General features: G+C 72.0%; 23 protein-coding genes and 1 pseudogene. 8 read left to right on the top strand and 16 right to left on the bottom strand.

All coding sequences use genetic code 11. From position 1 onward, the window contains the following. Positions 1-104: 104 nt before the first annotated feature. Both coaD and rsmD read right to left on the bottom strand, forming a co-directional pair. A complete protein-coding gene (coaD, locus tag ABZU91_RS01660; protein WP_355233005.1) occupies positions 105-587 on the bottom strand; it encodes a pantetheine-phosphate adenylyltransferase in 483 nt (160 codons plus the stop codon). Then, positions 584-1,156: pseudogene (gene rsmD, locus ABZU91_RS01655) on the bottom strand (16S rRNA (guanine(966)-N(2))-methyltransferase RsmD); the annotation flags it as partial. The pseudogene rsmD and the gene coaD, both read right to left, overlap by 4 nt. Positions 1,157-1,452: 296 nt before the next feature. On the opposite strand from rsmD, the gene ABZU91_RS01650 reads away from it, so the two are divergent. Further along, a complete protein-coding gene (locus ABZU91_RS01650) occupies positions 1,453-2,976 on the top strand; it encodes a cell wall anchor protein (RefSeq protein WP_355233004.1) in 1,524 nt (507 codons plus the stop codon). A 158-nt stretch (positions 2,977-3,134) separates the two neighbouring features. Here the strand turns inward: ABZU91_RS01650 and ABZU91_RS01645 are convergent, their stop codons facing one another. Together ABZU91_RS01645 and ABZU91_RS01640 are read right to left on the bottom strand one after the other, a co-directional pair. Continuing rightward, the gene (locus tag ABZU91_RS01645; protein WP_355233003.1) at positions 3,135-3,608 is read right to left on the bottom strand and encodes an NUDIX domain-containing protein; all 474 of its coding nucleotides are present in this window, start codon (positions 3,606-3,608) and stop codon (positions 3,135-3,137) included. Then, entirely contained in the window at positions 3,605-4,327 is a 723-nt protein-coding gene (locus ABZU91_RS01640) for an XRE family transcriptional regulator (RefSeq protein WP_355233091.1), read from the bottom strand. Before ABZU91_RS01640 ends, ABZU91_RS01645 begins: the two co-directional genes overlap by 4 nt. Positions 4,328-4,573: 246 nt before the next feature. Between ABZU91_RS01640 and ABZU91_RS01635 the strand changes: the two genes are divergently transcribed. Next, the gene (locus ABZU91_RS01635; protein WP_355233090.1) at positions 4,574-4,831 is read left to right on the top strand and encodes a flavin reductase; all 258 of its coding nucleotides are present in this window, start codon (positions 4,574-4,576) and stop codon (positions 4,829-4,831) included. Positions 4,832-4,964: 133 nt separating this feature from the next. Here the strand turns inward: ABZU91_RS01635 and ABZU91_RS01630 are convergent, their stop codons facing one another. From ABZU91_RS01630 to ABZU91_RS01620, 3 genes are all read right to left on the bottom strand, one after another. Continuing rightward, positions 4,965-5,861: a TIGR03619 family F420-dependent LLM class oxidoreductase gene (locus ABZU91_RS01630; protein ID WP_355233002.1), complete on the bottom strand. Its 897-nt coding sequence runs from the start codon at positions 5,859-5,861 to the stop codon at positions 4,965-4,967. A 125-nt stretch (positions 5,862-5,986) separates the two neighbouring features. After that, positions 5,987-8,185: an ATP-dependent DNA helicase RecG gene (gene recG / locus ABZU91_RS01625; protein ID WP_355233001.1), complete on the bottom strand. Its 2,199-nt coding sequence runs from the start codon at positions 8,183-8,185 to the stop codon at positions 5,987-5,989. Beyond that, entirely contained in the window at positions 8,182-9,795 is a 1,614-nt protein-coding gene (locus tag ABZU91_RS01620) for a DAK2 domain-containing protein (RefSeq protein WP_355233000.1), read from the bottom strand. Before ABZU91_RS01620 ends, recG begins: the two co-directional genes overlap by 4 nt. A gap of 279 nt (positions 9,796-10,074) precedes the next feature. Between ABZU91_RS01620 and rpmB the strand changes: the two genes are divergently transcribed. Further along, entirely contained in the window at positions 10,075-10,266 is a 192-nt protein-coding gene (gene rpmB / locus ABZU91_RS01615) for a 50S ribosomal protein L28 (protein ID WP_091671657.1), read from the top strand. Between the two features lie 83 nt (positions 10,267-10,349). Here the strand turns inward: rpmB and ABZU91_RS01610 are convergent, their stop codons facing one another. Both ABZU91_RS01610 and ABZU91_RS01605 read right to left on the bottom strand, forming a co-directional pair. Further along, complete coding sequence (locus ABZU91_RS01610; RefSeq protein ID WP_355232999.1) at positions 10,350-10,811, bottom strand: GNAT family N-acetyltransferase; 462 nt, start codon at positions 10,809-10,811, stop codon at positions 10,350-10,352. Positions 10,812-10,840: 29 nt separating this feature from the next. Further along, positions 10,841-11,830: a thiamine-phosphate kinase gene (locus ABZU91_RS01605; RefSeq protein ID WP_355232998.1), complete on the bottom strand. Its 990-nt coding sequence runs from the start codon at positions 11,828-11,830 to the stop codon at positions 10,841-10,843. Positions 11,831-11,926: 96 nt separating this feature from the next. Between ABZU91_RS01605 and ABZU91_RS01600 the strand changes: the two genes are divergently transcribed. Together ABZU91_RS01600 and ABZU91_RS01595 are read left to right on the top strand one after the other, a co-directional pair. Then, entirely contained in the window at positions 11,927-12,160 is a 234-nt protein-coding gene (locus ABZU91_RS01600) for an Lrp/AsnC ligand binding domain-containing protein (protein WP_007456453.1), read from the top strand. After that, positions 12,161-12,856, top strand: a complete 696-nt coding sequence (locus ABZU91_RS01595) for a DUF3515 family protein (protein WP_355232997.1) — start codon at positions 12,161-12,163, stop codon at positions 12,854-12,856. It abuts the gene before it with no gap. A gap of 49 nt (positions 12,857-12,905) precedes the next feature. Here the strand turns inward: ABZU91_RS01595 and ABZU91_RS01590 are convergent, their stop codons facing one another. Then, positions 12,906-14,006 (bottom strand): D-alanine--D-alanine ligase family protein, encoded by a 1,101-nt coding sequence (locus ABZU91_RS01590; RefSeq protein ID WP_355232996.1) that lies wholly within the window; start codon positions 14,004-14,006, stop codon positions 12,906-12,908. Positions 14,007-14,179: 173 nt separating this feature from the next. Further along, positions 14,180-14,398: a hypothetical protein gene (locus ABZU91_RS01585; RefSeq protein ID WP_088946586.1), complete on the bottom strand. Its 219-nt coding sequence runs from the start codon at positions 14,396-14,398 to the stop codon at positions 14,180-14,182. A 274-nt stretch (positions 14,399-14,672) separates the two neighbouring features. Here ABZU91_RS01585 and ABZU91_RS01580 point away from each other — a divergent pair, with 274 nt between their 5' ends. Continuing rightward, positions 14,673-15,518 (top strand): helix-turn-helix transcriptional regulator, encoded by an 846-nt coding sequence (locus ABZU91_RS01580; protein ID WP_355232995.1) that lies wholly within the window; start codon positions 14,673-14,675, stop codon positions 15,516-15,518. 5 nt (positions 15,519-15,523) lie between these two features. Further along, on the top strand, positions 15,524-15,724 hold the full coding sequence (locus ABZU91_RS01575; RefSeq protein WP_355232994.1) for a DUF397 domain-containing protein: 201 nt from the start codon (positions 15,524-15,526) through the stop codon (positions 15,722-15,724). Between the two features lie 104 nt (positions 15,725-15,828). On the opposite strand, the gene ABZU91_RS01570 is transcribed toward ABZU91_RS01575, so the two are convergent. From ABZU91_RS01570 to ABZU91_RS01550, 5 genes are all read right to left on the bottom strand, one after another. Continuing rightward, on the bottom strand, positions 15,829-16,878 hold the full coding sequence (locus ABZU91_RS01570; RefSeq protein WP_355232993.1) for an ROK family protein: 1,050 nt from the start codon (positions 16,876-16,878) through the stop codon (positions 15,829-15,831). A gap of 333 nt (positions 16,879-17,211) precedes the next feature. Beyond that, positions 17,212-17,982 carry a putative protein N(5)-glutamine methyltransferase gene (locus tag ABZU91_RS01565; RefSeq protein WP_355232992.1) on the bottom strand — a complete coding sequence of 257 codons (771 nt, stop codon included), beginning with the start codon at positions 17,980-17,982 and terminating at the stop codon, positions 17,212-17,214. A gap of 15 nt (positions 17,983-17,997) precedes the next feature. Continuing rightward, positions 17,998-19,116: a cystathionine gamma-lyase gene (locus tag ABZU91_RS01560; RefSeq protein ID WP_355232991.1), complete on the bottom strand. Its 1,119-nt coding sequence runs from the start codon at positions 19,114-19,116 to the stop codon at positions 17,998-18,000. A gap of 7 nt (positions 19,117-19,123) precedes the next feature. Then, positions 19,124-20,131, bottom strand: a complete 1,008-nt coding sequence (locus tag ABZU91_RS01555) for an NAD(P)H-dependent glycerol-3-phosphate dehydrogenase (protein WP_355232990.1) — start codon at positions 20,129-20,131, stop codon at positions 19,124-19,126. Continuing rightward, a complete protein-coding gene (locus tag ABZU91_RS01550; RefSeq protein ID WP_355232989.1) occupies positions 20,128-20,862 on the bottom strand; it encodes a lysophospholipid acyltransferase family protein in 735 nt (244 codons plus the stop codon). Before ABZU91_RS01550 ends, ABZU91_RS01555 begins: the two co-directional genes overlap by 4 nt. A gap of 129 nt (positions 20,863-20,991) precedes the next feature. Here ABZU91_RS01550 and cofC point away from each other — a divergent pair, with 129 nt between their 5' ends. Continuing rightward, positions 20,992-21,639, top strand: coding sequence for a 2-phospho-L-lactate guanylyltransferase (cofC, locus tag ABZU91_RS01545; protein WP_355232988.1), 648 nt, complete (start codon positions 20,992-20,994; stop codon positions 21,637-21,639). Positions 21,640-21,671: the final 32 nt, after the last annotated feature.

Raw genomic sequence — 21,671 nt, 5'->3', positions numbered from 1 at the left:
CCCACCGCCCCCGCCTCGCCGATCTTGCAGTTGCTGTCGCGGCAAAACGGTGCAGAGTGGGCAATACGGCGACCGAAAGTGCAAGATCGCGGAGGTGGTGCGGGTCAGCGGCGCGGACCCAGGCGAGTTTGCAGGGCCTCGCGGACCGGGTCGGGGACGTGGGCCGAGATGTCGCCGCCCCACTTGGCCACGTCCTTGACGAGGCTGGAGGAGAGGAACGAGTAGAGCGGGTTTGTCGGCATGAAGAGCGTCTCGACGCCGGCCAGCCCGATGTTCATCTGGGCCATCTGCAACTCGTAGTCGAAGTCGCTGACCGCCCGCAGACCCTTGATCAGGACGCTCGCCTGCTGGGCCCGGCAGAAGTCGACGAGCAGCCCGCGGAACGACTCGACCCGCACGTTGTCATACGAGGCGGTCACCTCGCGGAGCATCTCGATCCGCTCGTCGACGGTGAACAGGCCGCTCTTCGACTGGTTCACCAGCACACCGACGATCACCTCGTCGAACAGCCGACTGGCGCGGCCGATGATGTCGAGGTGCCCGTTGGTGACCGGGTCGAACGAGCCGGGACAGACCGCGCGTCTCATGATCGGCGACCGTACCAAAGGGTGGTCTCGCCGTACCGGCGACTGCGCTCGGGGGTGATCCCCTGCACCCACTCGAAGTCCCTGGTCCGGCGCGACCGCTCCACCACCACCAGCGCGTCGGGCGTCAGCCAGCCGCCATCGACGAGCGTCGTCAGCAGCGCGGTGATCTCCTCGTCGGGCACGGCGTAGGGCGGATCGGCGAAGACCACGTCGTAGCCACCACCGTCCGGACCGGCGGCCAGGACCGTCGCCACCTTGCCCGCCACCAGTCGTACGGCCGAACCGGCCCGCAGGGTCGCCACGTTCTCCCGGATCACCCGGGCCGCCCTCGCGTCGGACTCCACGAGCAGGACATGCGCGGCACCCCGGGACAACGCCTCCAACCCAACCGCGCCGGAGCCGGCGTACAGATCGGCGAAACGCGCGCCCTCGAGGTCGACCTCCGACTCGACGGCACTGAACAGCGCCTCCCGGACCCGGTCGGACGTGGGTCGGGTGCCGGCCCCGGGTGGCGCGGCGATCCGCCGCCCGCCGAGCGTCCCGGCCACGATCCGGGTCACCGTTTCCTCCTGCTCATGAACACGACGCTACGCGACCCGTCGCACCCACCGGCCGACACGGTCGGTACCTCCACGCAGAGCATGTGATCACTTCTCGTATATCAATGATCTCAAGTTCATAACATCAGTCTTAGCAAATCCTGAGCGCTGTATCACGCGCGGCGATATCGCTAGGGTCTGCCGGGTGCCGGCGGCAAACCGCCGGCCCACGGCTCGGGAGGGCGCCTCTCCGATCGGACGTGCCACGACCGTCCACTGTCTCTCCCGTGCCACACCCCTTACGCTTCAGCACTCCAGGAGTACCCGTGATCCGTCCCAAGCTGTCGCTCCGGCGACCGCTGGCCATCCTGGGAGCCGCCATCGTCGGCCTCACCGGGGTCGTCGCGGTTGCCGCCCCAGCCAGCGCACACCGCACCACGATCAGCGCCACCGCCGAGTGTGACCGGCTCACCGGTGAGCGCGTGATCACGTGGAAGGTGGTGAACAGCGAAGCCAACAAGGACGCGACCATCCAGAAGGTGACCACCGATCCCGGCACCCCGGTGACCTCGCTGGTCGAGGGGGTGAAGGAGGCGCAGCCGCTGCAGGGGCTGATCGTCCCCATGGGCTCCTACAAGCTGGCCACCCAGCGCGTGCCCGGCAACACCACCAAGGCCCACCTTCAGGTCTACGCTGAGTGGATCAAGGAGGACAAGGTCACGGCGAATCACACCGCCGACGGTGACATCAACCTCGCGGCGGACAAGTCCTGCACCCCGGCCCCGAAGTGCGTGGACGTCAACAAGGCCACGTTCAGCCACACCTTCGACGGTCCGAAGGGCACCGCCACCGTCAAGCTCAACGGTGACCTGCCGCTCTGCGGCGACGGCAAGCAGTACTTCACGCTGGTGTCGTACTTCGCGCCGCGGCCGCAGTTCGCCACCCCGCAGTACGTGTACGGCACGCCGGACAGCGACTTCGTCAGCGCCGCCCAGACCGAGATCACGCTGAACGTCGAGATCCCGGACTGCCACACCCAGGTCGACCTCATCTGGGGCGACAAGGACCAGGTCATCGGCGAGATCGTCGACGGCGGCAAGCGCTACGACAACAAGAAGCTCGGCTCGCCGGGCGCCCCGGGCAACCGGTCCAAGGGCCCGCAGGGTTGGTACAACGGCGGCAGCAAGAGCTGCGTCACCCCGGCCTCGACCTTCGCGTCCAAGTGCGACGGTTCGGTCGCCGTGTCGCTGAGCAACGACGGCAAGATCAGCAAGTACGCCGTCGAGTTCGAGGTCAAGGGCGAGAACGGCTTCACCAAGAAGGTCTCCGTCGCCCCCGGCAAGGCCGACACCAGCATCGTGGTGCCCGCCGCCGACGCCGGCAAGATCGAGGTCCTGGTCGACGGCAAGGTCATCGAGAACGGCACGTACTCCTGGGCGCGTCCCGAGGACTGCCCGCTGCCGGCCGTCACCACCAAGGCCGACTGCAAGGAGTTCGCCCTCACCGTCACCAACCCCGAGGGTGGCCTGCCGGTGAAGACCACCTTCACCTACGGCGACAAGACCGAGACCCGTACGGTCGCGGCCGGCGCCTCGGAGACGGTGACCTTCAAGGCCGGCAAGGACAAGACGGCGATCGTCGCCCTGCCGGACATGGACCTGGAGCTCGAAGCCATCTACACCCCCGAGGGCAACTGCGGCGGTAGCGGTGGCGGCGGCAGCGACGAGCCGGGCCTCCCGGTCACCGGTGCGGCCGCGGGCGGCATCGCCGCTGGCGCGATCGCCCTGCTGATCGCGGGCGCGGTGCTCTTTGTCATCGCCCGTCGGCGTCGGGTGACCTTCACCGCCTGACCTGACCTGCGCTGAAGCCCGAGGGCGCGTCGACCATCCGGTCGACGCGCCCTCGGTCGTTGTGCGGTGACAGCGTCCGCGCGCAGTCGGCCGCCCCGGCTGAGTGTCGACCCCGACGACAGCGGGAGAGGGGTCGTCAGCGCGTCGAAGTATCGGTGCTATCCGAGGTAGGGAGTGCCGCGGTCTTCGACGTGGTGATCGAGGCGGAGTCGCACGGTGTCGTGGATGGGGATGTTGTCGAACTCGGCGGGATCGACGAAGCGGACGTCGCTCGACTCGTCGCTGATGCTGATCGTGCCGCCGATGACGTGGGCGCGGTAGGTGATCGTGAATTCCTGGCGGACCTCGCCGTCGGAGTAGGCGATGACGTGCGCAGGATCGCTGTAGATTCCGAGCAGACCGGTCACCTCGACGTCCAGGCCGGTCTCCTCCCGTACCTCGCGGACCACGCACTGTTGTAGGGTTTCGCCGATATTCATGGCACCGCCGGGTAGAGACCAGTTACCGGAGTCGCTACGCCGCTGCAATAGCACGCGACCGCGCTGGTCGGTGACGACGGCCGCGGCGGCGGGAACGAGACTGTTGGCGACCGGCGCTTGCGGGTCGCGGTAGTAGTCACGCCGTCCGTTCACCGGGTCTCCCTCGGGTAGGCAGTGGTGGTCTGCCAAACCTGCTCGAACTGGTCCGCGTGGGCGGCGAAGATGCCGTGCGGCGACAGTTCCCGTAGGTGTAGGGCTGGGTGCTGGTAGCCGCGAGCGCGGTACAGGTGTGGGGTGACGATCATCTGGTGGTCGAAGCGGAACACCGAGTTGTACAGGTGCACGGTGTGCAGGCCGATCTCCACACCGGCCACGCGGTGGAGGGGCTCGCAGAAGTTAAGAGCGTTACGGATTCGGCCGGGCAGCGTGCCCCCGATCTGTTCGAGAGCGTCGCGTTCAGCGACGTGCGGGCAGTCGGGATCAGCGAACGCGAACCGGACCTGAGCACCGTCGGCCGCCTTGTCACAGATGAGCTGCATCGTGTTGGGCAGCAACTCCAGCAGGAACGGGTAGGCGTAGCCGAGCAGGTCGATTCGAGTGGTCGCGCCGGTGAGGAGCGCGGCCCAGACATGGTGCGGGATGTCGGCGCGGTGGGCGTAGGCGGCGACGACCTCAGCAGTGGCCTCCGCACCGGGCGCCTGGTCGGGACGGGTCTGAGGCCAGAGGTCTGCTTCGGTCTCGCCGAGGGCGTCGGCGACGGCGAGGCGGGTGCGCTGGTGTGGGACGCGGCCGGCGAGCCAGCGAGTGACGGTCTTGACGTCGACACCGACGGCCGTGGCGAGGGCGGCCGAATCGAGGTGGGCGCGGAGCATGGCCGCGCGGAGGCGGTGACTCATACCGTCCCACCGTAGTGGACACAGCGGGACGCTTCAGGATCGCCAAAGTGTCAGCTCTAGTGTCCACGGGGACGTTGGAGTGCCCAGGACCGGTTCGTAGGTTCACCGGCAGGGCCTTGCTGGTTCGCACGCGGCAGATTCGCCGGGCTGGTGGGTGCCAAGGGGGAAGGGTGCCGACGCCTCTGGGAGGGACCCTTCCCCCTTCAACGATCCGGGAGGGTGGTGGGGTTGTTGTCCGCGCATCAGCCAGTACGGCCGCAGTGGATCTGCGCGGGTTGCAGGGCACCGTGGCCGTGCAGAACTGTAAAACGGCAGCTCATCAAGGAGTTCACCGGCGCACGGATATCGCTGATGCTGCACCTGTCGGCGTACCTGGTGCAGGCGTGTGCGGACCTGCCGCGGACACCGTCTGGAGTGTTGCACTCGCGGTTTCTCGCCTGGCCGCGTTCGGCGGCGCTGGGCGACGAGCAGCCACGGTGAGATTGGCGGCCGACCCGGTGCAGGAACACCGGAGTTCGTCGGCGGCATCGAATTGCGAGCCACCGACGGCCTTCGTCGGCACGTTAGGCGATCACCCTCGTCGGGGTGTGCAGGCGACCACGTCCGCGACGGGTCAGCCGGCCCGGACGATCCCGATGAACCGGCCAGCGACATCCAGCAGTTCCGGGACCGACGCGCATGCCTGACCAAGGTCGATGAACGCCTCGTCGAGGCCGAGCGCGGACGCCTCTCGCACGTACGCGGCGGTCTGCTTCAACGCGTCGTCCGACACGCCGGTCGGCTCGACGTTGATGCGCAGCGGCGCTCGGAGGGTCGCCGGGTCCCGGCCAACGCCCTCCCACTCGGCCCGCAGAGCGCCCCACAGGTAGGTCAGGTTCTCCATCGGCATCTGGACGGGCAGCCAGCCGTCCGCGCTGCGGGCGATGCGCTTCAGAGCCGGCGGGGCGAATCCCGCCAGCAGGATCGGCGGGTGCGGCCGTTGCGCCGGCTTGGGCTCGATCGTCGTGGGCACGATGTCGAAGTACGTCCCGTGATGCTCGACGACCTCCTGCGTCCAGATCGTCTTCAGTACGTCCACGGTTTCGTCGAGGCGACCGCCGCGGTCCTTCCACGGCACGTTCACCGCGCTGTACTCGTCGTGCAACCAGCTGATGCCGAAACCCGCGTCGACCCGGCCGCCGCTGAGGATGTCCAGGGTCGTCAGGGTGCGAGCCAGCAGGACGGGCGGGTACCACAACGCGTTGAGCGTGCTCATGCCGAGCCGCATCCGCTCGGTGTGCGCGGCGGCGAAGGTCAACGCGGTAAGCGGATCGAAGTACGTCTTGAAGGGTGCCGGCATGGGCGCCCCGGGCACGCCGCCGTAGCCGTCGCTGGGATCGAGCGGCGCGAGGATGCGATCGCCCGTCCAGAGACTGTCGTAGCCCATCGCCTCCGCCGTACGGCTGACCTCGACGACGGCTTCCTTCGTCGTGAACGTGCCGTAGTGGGGCAGGCTGATCCCGATCCGCATGAACTTCTCCTGGCACCGTTCCTGGCGGCTGACGAGGACCGCCAGCTCACGTCAACACTCGCAAGTCAAGCACCACCGCCGTGACGGCGTCTTGACACTCACTGGACGTGCACCAGGGGGGTCCGTCAGCCCTTCTCCAGGTACTCCGCGCGATCCTCGTCGACAAGCGCGGCCACCGACGCGGCCAGCGCCGGGTTGCCCGTCAGCTCCGGATCGTCCCCGATGAGGGTGATGGCCTCGGCGCGGGCGTCGCGGATCAGGTCGGCGTCGCGTCGCAGCGACAGCAGCCGCAGATGTGAGCGGTGCCCGGACTGGGTGGCCCCCAGCACGTCACCCTCGCGGCGCTGCTCCAGATCCAACTCGGCGAGCTTGAACCCGTCGCTGGTGGAAGCCACCGCGTCCAGCCGTTCCCGCGCCGACGACCCCTCGGCGGCCTCGCTCACCAGCAGGCAGAGCCCGGCGGCGGCACCCCGGCCGACGCGGCCCCGGAGCTGGTGCAGTTGGGAGACACCGAAGCGGTCGGCGTCCAGCACGATCATCACGGTGGCGTTGGGCACGTCGACGCCGACCTCGATCACCGTGGTCGCCACCAGGACGTCCAGGTCGCCGGCCGCGAAGGAGCGCATGACCGCGTCCTTCTCGTCGGCCGGCAGGCGGCCGTGCAGCACCCCGATCCGCAGACCGTGCAGCGGCCCCTTGGCCAGCAGCGGGGCTACCTCGGTCACCGCCAGCGGAGGCCGCCGGCCGTTGTCGTCCTCCGGCGGCGGCTCCTCGTCCGACGTCGGGCCGTCACCGATCCGCGGGCACACCACGTACGCCTGGTGGCCGGCGGCCACCTCCTCGCGCAGCCGTCGCCACGCCCGGTCGAGGAAGGCCGGTTTCTCGGCGGCCGGGACCACGTGTGAGGCGATCGGCGACCGGCCCCGGGGCAGTTGCGAGAGGGTGGACACCTCCAGGTCGCCGTAGACGGTCATCGCCACCGTGCGCGGGATCGGCGTCGCCGTCATCACCAACGTGTGCGGCGGCTGGTCGGCCTTGGCGCGCAGCGCGTCACGCTGCTCCACGCCGAAGCGGTGCTGCTCGTCGACCACCACGAGGCCGAGGTCGGCGAAGTCGACGCCCTCGTAGAGCAGTGCGTGGGTGCCCAGCACGATCCCGGCGGCGCCGCTGGCCACCTCGCCGAGCGCCCGCCGTCGGGCCGCCGCGCCCAAGGAGCCGGTGACCAGCTCGACCCGGGTGGCGTGCTCGGCGGAATCCAGCTCACCGGCCCGACCCAGCGGCCCGAGCAGGTCGAGCATGCCGCGGTGGTGCTGCGCGGCGAGTACCTCGGTGGGTGCCAGCAGCGCGGCCTGCCCGCCCGCGTCGACCACCTGGAGCATCGCCCGCAGGGCCACCACCGTCTTACCCGAGCCCACCTCGCCCTGCAGGAGGCGGTGCATCGGATGCGCGCCGGCCAGGTCCTCGGCGATCTCCGCACCCACCTCGCGCTGGCCGGCGGTCAGCTCGTACGGCAGCCGGGCGTCGAACGCGTCCAGCAGCCCGCCGGCGCGCGGCGGCCGGGGTCGGGCCGGCCAGTCGGCGGCCCGGTGCTTGCGCTGCACGAGTGTCAGCTGGACGGCGAACGCCTCGTCCCACTTGAGCCGCCGCCGCGCCCGGTGCAGGGCTTCCTTCGTGGACGGCCGGTGGATCTCCCGCAGCGCCGCGCCCAGGTCGACGAGGTTGCGGCTGGCCCGCACGGCGGCCGGCAGTGGGTCGTCCGGTGGGGTGAACGTGTCCAGGACAACCCGTACACAACGGGCGATGACCCAGGTCGGTACGGCGGCGGCGGCCGGATAGACGGGGATCAGCGCACCCGCGAACTCCTCGATCTCGTCGTTGACGGCCGCCTCGCCCTCACCGCCCTCGCCGAGCAGGACGTACTCCGGGCCGTTGAGCTGCCGTTTTCCCCGGAACTCGGTGACCTTGCCGGCGAACAGCCCCCACCGACCCGGACGCAGCTCCCGTTCGCGCCACGCCTGGTTGCCGAAGAACGTCAACGTAAGCACACCGCCGGAGCCGTCGCCGACGGTCACCTCGAGCAGGTTGCCCCGGCGCTGGCGCATCGGCCGTACGGCGGTGCGCTGCACCTGGGCCAGGACGGTGACCTGCTCGCCGACGTCCAGCGAACGGATGTCGGTGTGCTCACCACGCTCGTCGTAGCGGCGCGGGAAGTGGTAGATCAGGTCCCCCGCCGTGTGCAGGTCGAGCTGGGTGGCCAGCACCTTTGCCGTCTTGTCACCGACGAGCTTCTTCAGCGGCGTGTCCACCGTGGCCGGCTCACTCATTCGACCCCCACCAGGAGCGGATAGAACGGCTGCCCGCCCGGGTACACGTGCACCTCGACGAACGGCCACCGCCGCGCGACGTGCGCGCGGACGGCATCGGTGAGCCCGGCGGGGGCGTCGACGCCGGCGAGCAGGGTGACCAGCTCCCCGCCGCCGCCGAGCATCCGGTCGACCACGGCGGCGCAGGTGTCGGTGAGATCGGCGCCGATCAGGTGCACCTCCCCCTCGACCAGCGCCAGCACATCCCCGGGGCGGCAGGGGCCGGCGACCGTGAGCGCCTCCCGGCTGGCGTGGCAGACCTCGGCGTAGCGGCACGCGCCGGCCGCCTCGGCCATCGCGATCACGTCGTCCTCGAAGCGACGGGTGCCGTCGCGGACCGCGAGGGCCGCGAGGGCCTGCACCGGCGATCGCGTCGGCACCACGCTCACCTTGACGCCGTGCCGGTGCGCCTCGCGGGCCGCAGCGCTGGCGACCGCCTCCGTGTTGGCGTCGTTCGGCAGCACCACCACCCGCGACGCCCCCGTGCCGCGCACCGCGGCCAGCAGCTCAGCCGTGGACGGGTTGCCGGGCACCACCGTCGCGCCCTCGGCGGCGAACAGCTCGGCGATCCCCGCGCCGGTGGCCACCACCACGGCCGCGCGGCCGTCCTCGGTCGGGCCGCCGGGCGGCTCCGGCTGGTCGGCGAAGCGGGTCACCGAGATCCGGTACGGGCGGCCGGCGGCGATACCCGCCTCGACCGCCGCGCCCACGTCGTTGACGTGCACGTGCACGTTCCAGGTGCTGTCCGGCTCACGCCCGTCGCCGACGACGACCAGCGAGTCGCCGAGCGCGCCCAGCGTGCCGCGCAGCACAGCCACCGCGTCGGCGGGAGCGTCGAGCAGGTACTGCACCTCGTAGGCGTACTCCTCGGAACCGGTCTCGCGCGCGACGGTGGCCGCCGGACGGGCGGTGCGTGGCGGCGGCGCGGGCGGGGTTGCGCTCTCCCCGGTGAGCACCTCGACCAGGGCGTCGAGCAGGACGCAGAGCCCGCGCCCGCCGGCGTCGACGACGCCCGCGCGGGCCAGGGCCGGCAGTTGCTCGGGGGTACGGGCCAGCGCGTCGGCCGCCGCTCGCGCCGCGCCCTGGGCCACCACCGGCAGGTCGTCGCTGGCCGCCTGCTCGGCTCCCGTGGCCGCTGCGGCGACGACGGTGAGCAGGGTGCCCTCGACGGGACGCCCGACCGCCGTGTACGCGGCGGCGGCCGCCGCCCGCAGCGCGACGGCCAGGGCCTGCCCCCGCACCGCCGGCACGGCGACGACCGCGTCGGCGAACCCGCGCAGGATCTGCGAGAGGATGACCCCCGAGTTGCCTCGCGCGCCCAGCAAGGCACCCTGCGCCATCAACCGCAGCGCGTGCCCGTGGGCGGTGGAGCCGCTGTCCGGGAGGGTGTCCAGGTCCATCGAGAGGGCCTGCTGAGCCGAGGTGAGGGTGAGCACCAGATTGGTGCCGGTGTCGCCGTCGGGCACCGGATAGACGTTCAGTTCGTCGATCTCGCCCTGGTGGCGCTTGAGCGCGACCAGCCCGCTCGCACACCAGCGACGGACCGTGGCGGCGTCGAGGGTGTCCAGCACGGCCAGAAGCCTACTGGCGCACACCGACACGCGTCGGACTCGTCCGGCGTTTCCGTCCGCGTCCGCTCCGACGGTGCTCCCCGGCCTGGTCGGCACCTCCGGTACCGTTGCCGCCGGGCCGGCACACCGGCCCACCAGCAGGCCCGCACCGGGCCGTGCACGACCCGCCCCGACCGGGCCGGTTGGCCGGGCCGGCGGGGCATCGGGTAGGCTGACGCGGTTGCCCGTGCAGCACCTCTGCCGGCGACCTCATGAACGTTTCAATCCCAGGAGTATCCCGTGGCTAGCGTGTGCGACGTCTGTGGCAAGGGGCCGGGCTTCGGCCACAACGTGCCCTGGTCCAAGAAGAAGACCAACCGCCGCTGGAACCCGAACATCCAGTCGGTGCGCACCCCGGCCGGTGGCGGTAACACCAAGAAGCTGCAGGTCTGCACCTCGTGCATCAAGGCCGGCAAGGTCACCCGCGCCTGACGCGGTAGCGCCACTCTTCTCGTTCGGCTCAGCCGGCGGGCCCCTGCGGCCCGCCGGCTCTGTCGTGTCCGTGCTCGGGCCGCTCAGAGTGTGCGGCCGAAGGAGACGCAGCCCTCCGCGTCCTTGTAGAAGCCGAAGTTCGGGATTCGGTCATAACCGGCGGACGCGTACATGGCGATCGCCTCGGGCTGCCTGTCCCCGCACTCCAGGACCATCCGCTTGCGGCCGTGCTCGCGGGCGGAACGCTCGACGGCCGCGAGCACCGTGCGTGCCACGCCGCGCCCACGGGCCGCCGGGGCGGTGTACATCCGCTTCAACTCGGCGGTGTCGTCACCGTGACTGCGCCAGCCACCGCAGCCGACCGGCTCACCGGCCAGGTAGGCGACGAGGAACGCGCCGTCCGGTGGCTCGAACTCACTCGCGGCGACCGGGGTGTCATCGCCGGTGCCGCCGTAGCGGACCGCCAGGTCGGCCAGCGTGGCCTTGATCAACTGCTGTGCCACCGGCGCGTCGAACCGCACCAGCCGGATCTCGATCTCACTCACGGTGTCCAGGGTACGGCCGTCGCGCGGCCCTATCGGAAGTGGTCCCAGCCCCGGGGCCCGTCGTAGGCACCGCCGTCGACGGTCACCCCGACACCCTCGGTCACCACGCCGACGGGACGCCACGGCGGCGGCAACGCCACCGTCGGGGGAAAGGTCGCGGCCAGCGCGTGGTCCTCGCCACCCGCCAGGAGCCAGGTGTACGGGTCGACGCCCAACGCCTGCGCGGCGTCGGCCATCTGCCGGGGCACCTCGAACGCGTCACGGCGTACGTCGATCGCCACACCGCTGGCCCGCGCCACGTGCCCGAGGTCGGCGAGGAGCCCGTCCGAGACGTCGATCATCGAGGTCGCGCCGAGCTGGGCGGCCTGCGGCCCGGCCGGGTACGGGACCTGCGGCCGGCGGTACGCCTCGACCAGCAGCCGCGGAGTGCGGAAGCCCCGGCTGAGCACGGTCAACCCGGCCGCCGCGTACCCGATGCGACCCGCCAGGGCCAGCACGTCGCCGGGACGGGCGCCGGAACGCACCACGGGCGCCCGGCCGCCGAGGTCGCCCAGCGCGGTGACCGCGATGGTCAGGGTGGGACTCGACGACATGTCCCCACCGACCACGCTCGCGCCGACCGTGGCGGCCTCCGCGGCCAGCCCGTCGGCCAGCTCCTCGGCCCAGCTTGTCTCCAGGTCGGCGGGCATGCAGAGGGCGACCAGCAGAGCGGTCGGGACGGCGCCCATCGCCGCGACGTCGGCCAGGTTGGCCGCGGCGGCCCGGTGACCCACGTCGCGCGCCGATCCCCAGTCCCGCCGGAAGTGCCGTCCGTCGACGAGCACGTCCGTGCAGGCGACCACCCGGCCGTCCGGCGCGGCCACCACCGCCGCGTCGTCACCCGGCCCGAGCACTGTCGTCGGGCCCATCGACAGGCGAGCGGTCACCCGCCCGATCAGCCCGAACTCGCCGATTCCGGCCACGCTGGCACCACCGCCGACGTTCGACCCGTTCTGCCCGGCACCGCCGCGCTCGCTCACCGCTGCTCCTTGACCACCGATAGGGATCGGACCTGGTCCGTAAGGTAGTTTCACCCTTCGGGCCGCCTCCGGGCGGCGACGGACGGAGGTCGAGTCGTGGTACAGGCGTACATCCTCATCCAGACCGAGGTCGGCCGCGCACGCGACGTGGCGGGTCTCATCGCGGACATCGCCGGCGTGGTACGCGTCGACGCCGTCACCGGACCGTACGACGTGGTCGTCCTCACCGAGGCGAACACCGTCGACGAGCTCGGCAAACTCATCGTCAGCAAGGTGCAGATGGTGCCCGGCATCACCCGCACCCTCACGTGTTCGGTGGTGCGGCTGTAAGTGGACGAGATGACGACCCCCTCGGCTGCTCTGGACGACGACGGCAGGAAGCGGGAACCGGCGGACGAGTCGCACGAGCCGGCTGACGGTACCCACGCCGACACCGATCCGATCGTCGACGCGCCGGCCGGCCGGGACCGGACCATCCGGGGAGCGGCACTGCTGGCCACGGTGATCGCGTTGCCGATCACCCTTCTGGTGGCTGTGCTGGCCTTCACCAAGCTCGCCCCGGAGACGCCGGCCGCCGCCCCGAGCCCTTCGGCGAGCACCACCCGGGCGCAGTCCAGCGCTCCCGTCGAGATGGCCGCGCCGGCACTGGCCGGACGTCCGGCCACGGTCTGCCGCGCGCTGCTCTCCCAGCTGCCGCAGACCATCCGTGACCTGACCCAACGTCCGGTCACGGCGGGCCCGGAGCAGAACGCCGCCTACGGCGACCCCGCGCTCACCCTGGCCTGCGGAGGCACCGAGCCGACCGTCCCGGCCACCGACGAGGTCTGGATGGTCAACCGGGTCTGCTGGCACCCCGTCGAGGAGACGGACGTGACAGTGCTCACCACCGTCGACCGGGAGACTCCGGTGACCGTCCGCATCCCGCGCTCCTACACGCAGCCGCTGCAGTGGGCCGCCCCGATCTCCAGCGCCATCGTGGCCTCGGTGCCCTCGGGCGGTGCCGTCCCCGCCGGCTGCAAGGGCTGACGCGACGACGCGTGACCCGCCACACGGGTCACGCGTCGAGGGCGGCGGCTCAGTGCAGGCCGACGCCGCGCCGCTGGGCGGTACGGATCAACCGGTTGACCAGCTTGGGATACTCCAGGCCGGAGGCCGCCCACATCCGGGGGAACATCGACGTCGGGGTGAACCCGGGCATCGTGTTGACCTCGTTGAGGTAGATGTCCAGCTCGGGAGTGACGAAGAAGTCGGCCCGGGCCAGACCGGCGCAGTCCAGCGCGGTGAACGCGCGGACGGCGTACTCCTGCACCTGGCGGGTCACCTTGTCCGGCAGGCCGGCCGGGATGTCGTACTCGCAGGAGTCGTCGAGGTACTTGGCCTCGAAGTCGTAGAAGTCGTGGTCGGCGACGACGCGCACCTCGGCCAGCACGGACGCCTCGGGGGTGCCGCCCGCCTCACCCTCCAGCACACCGCACTCGACCTCGCGACCGATGATCGCGGCCTCGATGATGACCTTGGGGTCGAACTGCCGGGCGGTGGCGACCGCCTCGTCCAGCTGGGCCCAGTCGGTCACCCGGGTGATGCCGAACGAGGAGCCGGCGCGGGACGGCTTCACGAAGACCGGCAGGCCGAGCCGCTTCTTGTCCTGCTCGCTGAGCGTCATGCCGTTGCGCAGCACCGCGTACGAGCCGACCGGGATGCCCTCGATCGCGCAGAGCTTCTTGGTGAACTCCTTGTCCATCGCCGCGGCGGAGGCGAACACGTTCGCGCCCACGTAGGGGATGCCGGCCATCTCCAGCATGCCCTGGATGGTGCCGTCCTCGCCGTACGTGCCGTGCAGCACCGGGAAGACCACGTCCACGTCGGCCAGCGCCCGCGGACCCTCGGTCGGGTCGAGCACCATGAGCCCGTTCCCGGTGGGGTCGGCGCGTAGCACGATGTCCGCGCCGGAGTCGGCGGTGATCTCCGGGAGCTGGCGGGCGTTGATGGCGAGCTGGGCAGGATCACCGCTGGTCAGCACCCACTGGCCGGCGCGGGTGATGCCCACCGGCACCACCTCGTACTCGTCGGGGTCGAGGGCGCCGAACACGCTGCCGGCGCTGACGCAGGAGATGCCGTGTTCCGGGCTGCGGCCGCCGAAGACGATCGCCACGCGGGTCTTGCCTGGGGTGGTCACTCCGGTCACCTCTTCGTACGCGACTGCGGCTGGTCGTGCTCGCCGGTGGCGCTCACCCGGTTGACCTTACTGTGCGTGGCGATCAGACGCGGCGATACCCGGCGAGCCACGAACCGACACGGCATTCGGTCAACAGAGCATATACGGTGCGTGACGATTGATGAGGGTCGGAATCAGTCCCGTGAGTGCCGGCGACCGACCGCGATCACCTTGACCCGCTGCCGGCCGGCCCGGACCATGCCCAGCGCCATGAAGGCCCCGGCGATCCGGTCGGCGGCCTCCCTGCTGCTCGCGCCGACGACCTGGCGGCGGCGCTCGGGGGCGACCCGCTCGTTGCGGTCGATGCCCTCGACGGGCCGCACGTCGGTCAGGACGACCAGGAAGCGGGTCATCGCCGACCCCCCGGGCGCGGGGGCGGAGACTTCGAAGCGGTAGGCACGTCGTCTCCTTCCGGCGGGCTGGCGCGGGCGGCACGCGGCGATCGGGTACGGGGGAGAAACCCGATCGCCGCGCGCCCTATCCCCTCCGGTCGCTCACCACCACCGTCGCCACGACAACCGGCGGTGAGGACGCGATAACAGATTGACACGTCTACAGCCATGAATGCAACTCTCATCGGCCATCTCTCATGTACCCGTTCCCGTAAATGTGTGCGACCATCGATGCATGGCCCCGAAGACCGCCCGCGCCCGTCGACTCGGCATCGCCCTACGCCAGTTCCGGGAAGCCGCCGGGCTGACGCTGGAGACCGCCGCGGACGAGATCAACAGCACCCGCAGCACCCTCTCCCGCTACGAGAACGCCCAGACGCTGGTCAGCCCGGCCACCGTGCGCGCCCTGCTCACCTCGTACGGGGCGAACGCCGAGGAGGTGGCCGCAGCGGTGCAACTCGCCAAGGACGCGCGCAAGCCGGGCTGGTGGGTGTCGTACTCGTACCTGCTCGACCCGCGCACCATCGACTTCATCGCGCTGGAGGCCGAGGCCACCGCCATCTCCAACTTCGAGCCGTCGGTGGTGCCCGGTCTGTTGCAGACGGCCGACTACATCCGCGGAGTGATGCGCGGCGGCCCGCACACCCTCGGCGACGAGCTGGTGGAGCAGCGGGTGAAGGTCCGGCTCGACCGCCAACAGCGGCTCACCGCCGACACCCCACCCATCCTCGACGCGATCATCGACGAGGGCGCGCTGCTACGCCCGGTCGGCGACGAGTCGGTGATGGAGGGCCAACTGCGGCACCTCGTCAAGATGGCCGAGCTGCCGAACATCACCGTCCAGGTGATTCCGCTCTCCGCCGGCTACCACCGGGGCACCCGTGGCTCGCTGCACATCCTGGAGTTCGCCGATCCGGAGGACCCGATCATCGCGTCGGTGGAGACCGTCGCCGGTCAGATGATCCTCGACCGGGCGGGCGAGACGCGTACCTGCACCAAGATCATGGAGCATCTGCGCAGCGTGGCGCTCAGTCCGGCGGACAGCCGGGCGATGCTCCTGTCAGTCCTGAAGGGACGGTAGGACCGATGACACCGACTATCACAGCGGCGTTGGCCGCGGCGGCGTGGCGCAAGAGCAGCCGCAGCGGCGACGAGGGTGCCTGCGTGGAGGTGGCCACGATCCCCCGACTGGTCGCCGTCCGCGACTCCAAGGACCCGGCCGGCCCGGCCCTGCTGTTCCCCCCGGCGGCCTGGGCCGCCTTCGCCCAGGCTCCACCGCACCGCTGACCGCCGCGCTCCCGCACGACACCCGCGCCCCGCCGACCGGGCTGACACAGCCCGGGACGCGGGGCGCGGGCGGGTCAGAGCGGTCGTCGGTGTTCGCGCGACGGTCAGGCGATCAGCGGGCGGGGCTCCGGCGCGGCGCGTACCGCCTCCAGGGCGGCGATCGCCACCCCACGGGCGCCGGCCATGTCGCGGTCCGGCACGAGGGCGAAGGTGGCGACGGCGGCCTGCTCGGCGCGGAGCACGGTGTGCTCGCGGACCGTCGCCAGGAACCAGTCCCGGAACGCCGGCGCGGCTTCCACCACCCCACCACCGACGAAGTACGCGTGCGGGTCGGTGAAGTTGGCCGCCAGGGTGAACAGGCGACCCAGCGCCATCGCCTGCTGGGTGAAGAGGTCCCGGGCCAGCGCGTCACCCCGCTCGCCGTAGCCCCGCACGAGCTTCGCCGCCCGTGCCAGCGGCTCGGCCGCGAGGGGATGGTCGGGATGACGGGTCAGCCAGTACGGCAGCAGGTTGCGCTCGATGCCGGTCAGCGACGCGACGCTCTCGACGTCGCCGCTGAAGCCACAGGCACAGGTCGGCTCCGGCTGCCCCGGGCCGATCAGGCCACCCAGCGGGATGTGCACGTGACCCAGTTCCCCGGCCATGCCGGAGGCCCCGGCGATCACCTTGCCGCCCTCGACCACCCCGCCGCCGAGGCCCGTGCCGACGATCGCCGAGACCGACGAACGGGTCATCGCCTCGTCGCCGAAGTACACGTGGTGGGCGTAGAGCGCGGCCGCGTTGCCGTCGTTGTGGTAGGTAACCGGCAGGCCGAGCCGCCGCTCCAACGCGCCCCGCACGTCGAAGCCTCGCCAGGCCGGCTGGGAGAAGTTGGTCGAGCCACGCGACGAGATGACGCCGGTGGCGCTGGCGGGACCGGGGGTGTCCAGCCCGACCGCACGGACCAGCTCACGCGGGACACCGGTCTGCGCCAGCGCCCCGTCCAACGCCCGCGCCAGGGCCTCGATCGCCGCCTCCGGGCCGGCCTGCACCTCGCTGGGGATCTCCAGCAGGCCGTCCACCAGGAATCGGCCGTCCACGGTCAGCACGGTGGCGTTGTTGCTGGTGCCACCGTTGTCCAGGCCGACGACCACCGGCACCCCTGCGCTGCCCACCGCAACCGCCTCCTGCCCTCATGAGTGTGAGCCGAGGCTAGTGCCAACCCCGCTCCCCCGCCACGCCGCCCCACGCCGCCCCACGCCGCCCCGCACCGCCCGCCGCGCACCGCGCCACCGGGCGGGGAGGAGCACGGGTGCTCGGGTCGCCCTTTGCTCTGCTTCAACCCGGGAAACACCTGACGTCCGGTAATCGGACAGCGCGGTGTTTCCTCCGTTGAAGCAGAGCAAAGGGCGCGAACAGCAGGTGCGTACCCAGCGCCGCCGCCATGACCGCGCGCCTGGACGACCTGATCCCGCGCACCACCACGACACCGACGGAGCGGGGGCAGCTCAACCCGGGCGGCGAGCTGTCACCGCAGTGGCGTCGAGGTTCTCGTCCGCCCGCACCGTCGGGATCAGTCCTGCGGCCTCGAACGACCGGCAGAGGTCGACCACCTGCGTCTCGCCGGCCTCGACGATCAGGTGCCCGCCCGGAGCCAGCCAGGCTGCCGCCTCGACGCCCACGCGGCGTAGCACGGCGAGCCCGTCCGGCCCGCCGTCGAGCGCCACCGTGGCCTCGTGCAGCCGCGCCTCCGACGGCATCAGGGCCACCGCGTCGGTCGGCACGTACGGGGCGTTGGCGACCACCAGATCGAGTCGCCCCCGCCAGTGTCCCGGCAGCGGGGCGAACAGGTCACCCTCGTACACCTCGGCGGCCAGCCCGGCGAGGTTGCGGCGGGCGCACGCCACCGCCGCCGGGTCGATGTCGGCGGCGGCCAGCCAGCGGGGCGCGAGCCGGCGCGCCAACGCGACGGTGGTGGCACCGGAGCCGCAGCAGAGGTCGACCACGGCCGGGGCGGGGCCGGTCAGCTCGGCCGCCAGCTCGACCAGCAGCGCCGTCCGGCCACGTGGCACGAAGACGCCCGCGTCGACGGCGATCCGCAGGCCACAGAACTCGGCCCAGCCGAGCAGGTACTCCAGCGGCTCACCGGCCACCCGTCGGTCGGTCAGCTCGGCCAGCCGCAGTGGATCATCGGTGGCGGTGATCAGAAGTTCTGCCTCGTCCTCGGCGTACACGCAGCCCGCGCCGCGCAGCCGGCCCACCAGGGCGGAACGGTCCACCGACGGTGACCCCACTCAGGCCCCTCCGCTGGCGTCCAGCGCGGCGGCGATGTCGGCGACCAGGTCGGCCGGGTCCTCCGCGCCGCAGGACAGCCGGACGAAGCCGGGAGCGGTGTCGTCCCCCCACTGCGCCCGCCGGTCCGCCGTGGTGTGCAGGCCACCGAAAGAGGTGGCGGCCGCAACCAGCCGGGCGGCGTCGATGAAGCGCGCCACCCGATCGGCGTCACCCAGGTCGAACGACAGCACCCCCGGCATCCGGCGCATCTGCGTCGAGGCCACCGCGTACGCGGGGTCGCCCGGCAGCCCCGGCCAGCGCAGTCCCGTGACGTCCGAACGGGCCGCCAACAGGTCGGCGACGGCGGCCGCGTTCGCGGTCTGCCGGGCCAGCCGCAGGTCGAGTGTCGCCAGCGACCGGTGGGCCAGCCAGGCGTCGAACGCGCCGGGAACCGAGCCGGTGCTCGTACGCCACAGCGTCGCCGCCTCCAGCACCTCGGCCGACCGGCTGGCCAGGTAGCCGAGCAGCAGGTCGGAGTGGCCGGTGAGCGCCTTGGTGCCGGAGGCCACCACCAGGTCGGCGCCGAGGTCCAGCGGACGCTGCCCGAGCGGGGTGGCCGTGGTGTTGTCGACCGCGAGCAGGGCACCGGCGGCGTGCGCCCGCTCCGCCAGGGCGGCCACGTCGACCACGTCCAGGCCGGGGTTGGCCGGAGTCTCCACCAGGACCAGCCGGACGCCCTCGAAGGACGGGTACGGCCCCACGGTCGGCACGAAGAGCACCCGTACGCCGATCGTCTCCAACACGGCCGTGGCGAACGCCCGCACGGGGAAGTACCCGTCGGAGGGCAGAACCACGGTGTCCCCCGGCCGCAGCAGGGTGAACAGCGCCCCGGTGATGGCCGCCTGGCCACTGGCGAAGACGCGGCAGTCCCCGCCCTCCAACTCGCCCACCGCGGCCTCCAGCAGCCGCCGGGTCGGGTTGTCGGGGCGACCGTAGCCGTTCGGCGACGTGCCCTGACCCTGCCACGGGTCGAGGTGGTACGGCGCGGCGAAGACCGGCCCCGGCAGGAACGGATCACCCGGCGCCGGCTCGGGCAGACCGGCGCGGACGCAACGGGTGCCGTCTCCCAGTTCGCTCATCGAATCCTCACTCGTACGACTCGGGCTTGGCGGTGCGGCTCATCAGCGCCCGAACGGCGAGGCGCGGGTCCATCCCCTCGTGGCAGATCCGTTCGACGTGCTCGGTGATCGGCATCTCCACCCCGTGGGCGCGGGCCAGGTCACGGATCGCGAGGCAGCTCTTGACGCCCTCGGCGGTCTGTCGCGTGGCGGCCTGGGCCTGTTCCAGCGTCTCGCCCCGGCCCAGGTGCTCGCCGAAGGTCCGGTTCCGGGCCAGCGGGGACGAGCAGGAGGCGACGAGGTCCCCCATGCCCGCCAGGCCGGCGAAGGTGATCGGGTCCGCGCCGAGGGCCACCCCCAGGCGTGCCGTCTCGGCCAGCCCCCGGGTCATCAACATGGCCCGGGTGTTGTCGCCGAAACCCATCGCCGTGGCGATGCCGTAGGACAGCGCGATCACGTTCTTGACCGCGCCGCCCAGCTCGCAGCCGATCACGTCGTCGTTGGTGTACGGGCGCAGGTACGGCGTCCGGATCGACGACTGCACGAGCACGGTCCGGTCGGCGTTCGTCCCGGCCACGACCGTTGCGGCCGGCTGCTCGGCGGCGATCTCCGGGGCCAGGTTCGGGCCGGAGACCACCACGACCCGGTCCGCGGCAACCCCGGCGGTCTCCACGATGACCTCGCTCATCCGCTTGGTGGTGCCGAGTTCGATGCCCTTCATCAGCGACACCAGGGTCGAGTCCGGGTGCAGGTGGACGGCCCACTCGGCGAGGTTGCCGCGCAGGGTCTGCGACGGCACGGACAGCACCACCACCTCGGCGCCGCTGATCGCCTCGGCGGCGTCGGTGGTGGCGGTGACCCGGGCCGGCAGCAGCAGGTCCGGCAGGTACTCCGGGTTGCGCCGCTCGGCGCGGATGCTCTCGGCGACCGGGGCTCGGCGGGCCCAGACGGTCACGTCCCGCCCAGCGTCGGCGAGGATCTTGGCGAAGGCGGTGCCCCAGGAGCCGGCGCCCAGGACGGCGACGTGGCCGCTCATGCCGCTTCGCCCTGAGGCCGCTCGACGGACGGGCGGACCGGTCGTTCCCAGAGCGGCGGCGGGGTGCCGCCACGGATCTCCGCGAGCATGTCCCGCAACCGCAGCATGATGGCGTCCGTCATCTCTTCGAGGGTCTCCCGCGTCGGCGGCGCGTCCGCCCAGCGGCTCAGGTCGACCGGTTCGCCGGCCACCACGGTGACCGGAATCCGGGGGCGCGGGTTGAGCCGACTGGTACGCGGGTCGAAGATCCGCTCGGGGCCCCACATCACCACCGGCACCACGGGCGCGCCGGTGGCCAACGCCAGCCGGGCGGCACCGGTCTTCGCCTTCATCGGCCACAGCTCCGGCTGCCGGGTGGTGGTGCCCTCCGGGTAGATCACGACCGCGCCGCCCGCGTCGAGGGCGGCGATCAGCGCGTCCAGCGACCGGACCGCCTCCACGCTGCCCCGCTCGACCGGGATCTGGAGGCACCGGTGCAGGATCCAGCCGACCACCGGCACCCGGAACACGCTGGCCTTGCCCAGAAACTGCGGCCACCGGCCGGAGTCGTAGACGAAGTGGGCGGAGACGAGCGGGTCGGCGTGTGAGATGTGGTTCGGGACGATGATGATGCCGCCGTCCCCGCCAAGGTGCTCCTGGCCGCGCCAGGTCCGCCGGGTCCAGATGGTCATCACCGGCTTGACCAGCCCCACGGCGAACCGTTGCCAGAACCCCAGCCTTCGCCGTGCCACTGTTGCCTCCTCGTCGCGCCCCGACCCCGCCGCGGGGCCCCACCCGCAACACCCGCAGCGGAAATCATGCCTGCTCGCCCCCGGTACGGCCAGCGAGGGTCCCGCCGCCCGGCTGGCAGGATTGCGGACGTGAGTCAGCCGAGGTGGACCGTCGTCGTGCCGGTGAAGCGTCTGACCGAGGCCAAGAGTCGGCTGCGGGGCGGGCTGCCCGGCGTACCGCATGAGGAGCTGGCCCTGGCGCTGGCGGCCGACACCCTCCGTGCGGTGCTGGCCTGCCCGGCGGTCGCCGAGGTTCTGGTGGTGACGGACGACCCTCGGGTGGCGCGGGCGACGCGGGCCGCCGGGGCGCGGACGCTGGCCGACGTGCCGGAGGCCGGCCTGAACGGCGCGTTCCGGCACGGCGCGGCACAAACCCCGGCGCGGTGGGTGGCCGGGCTCACCGCCGACCTGCCGGCGCTGCGCCCGGACGAGCTGGCCGCCGCGCTGCTCGCGACGCAGCGCGGCCCCGAGGGGGTACGTCGCTTCGTCGCGGACGCGCCCGGCACGGGAACGGTGCTGCTCGCCGCGCCGCCGGGCGTCGACCTCGACCCACGGTTCGGGGTCGGCTCGGCGGTGGCGCACGAGGCGAGCGGGGCGCTGCCGCTGACCGGCGACTGGCCGAGCCTGCGACGCGACGTGGACACCGCCGAGGACCTGGCCGCCGCCGCCCGACTGTGGGTGGGACCACGCACCGCCGCGCTGCTCGCCGCCGCCCGACCGGCGCCCGTCACGGGCTGACGGCCACCGCCCGAGGAGCCGGCCGCCGGAAC

This window comes from Micromonospora sp. NPDC005174, assembly GCF_040608495.1.
Lineage (GTDB): Bacteria > Actinomycetota > Actinomycetes > Mycobacteriales > Micromonosporaceae > Micromonospora.
The sequence above is the reverse complement of the archived record's forward strand: the minus strand, read 5'-3'. Positions and strand labels throughout refer to the sequence as shown.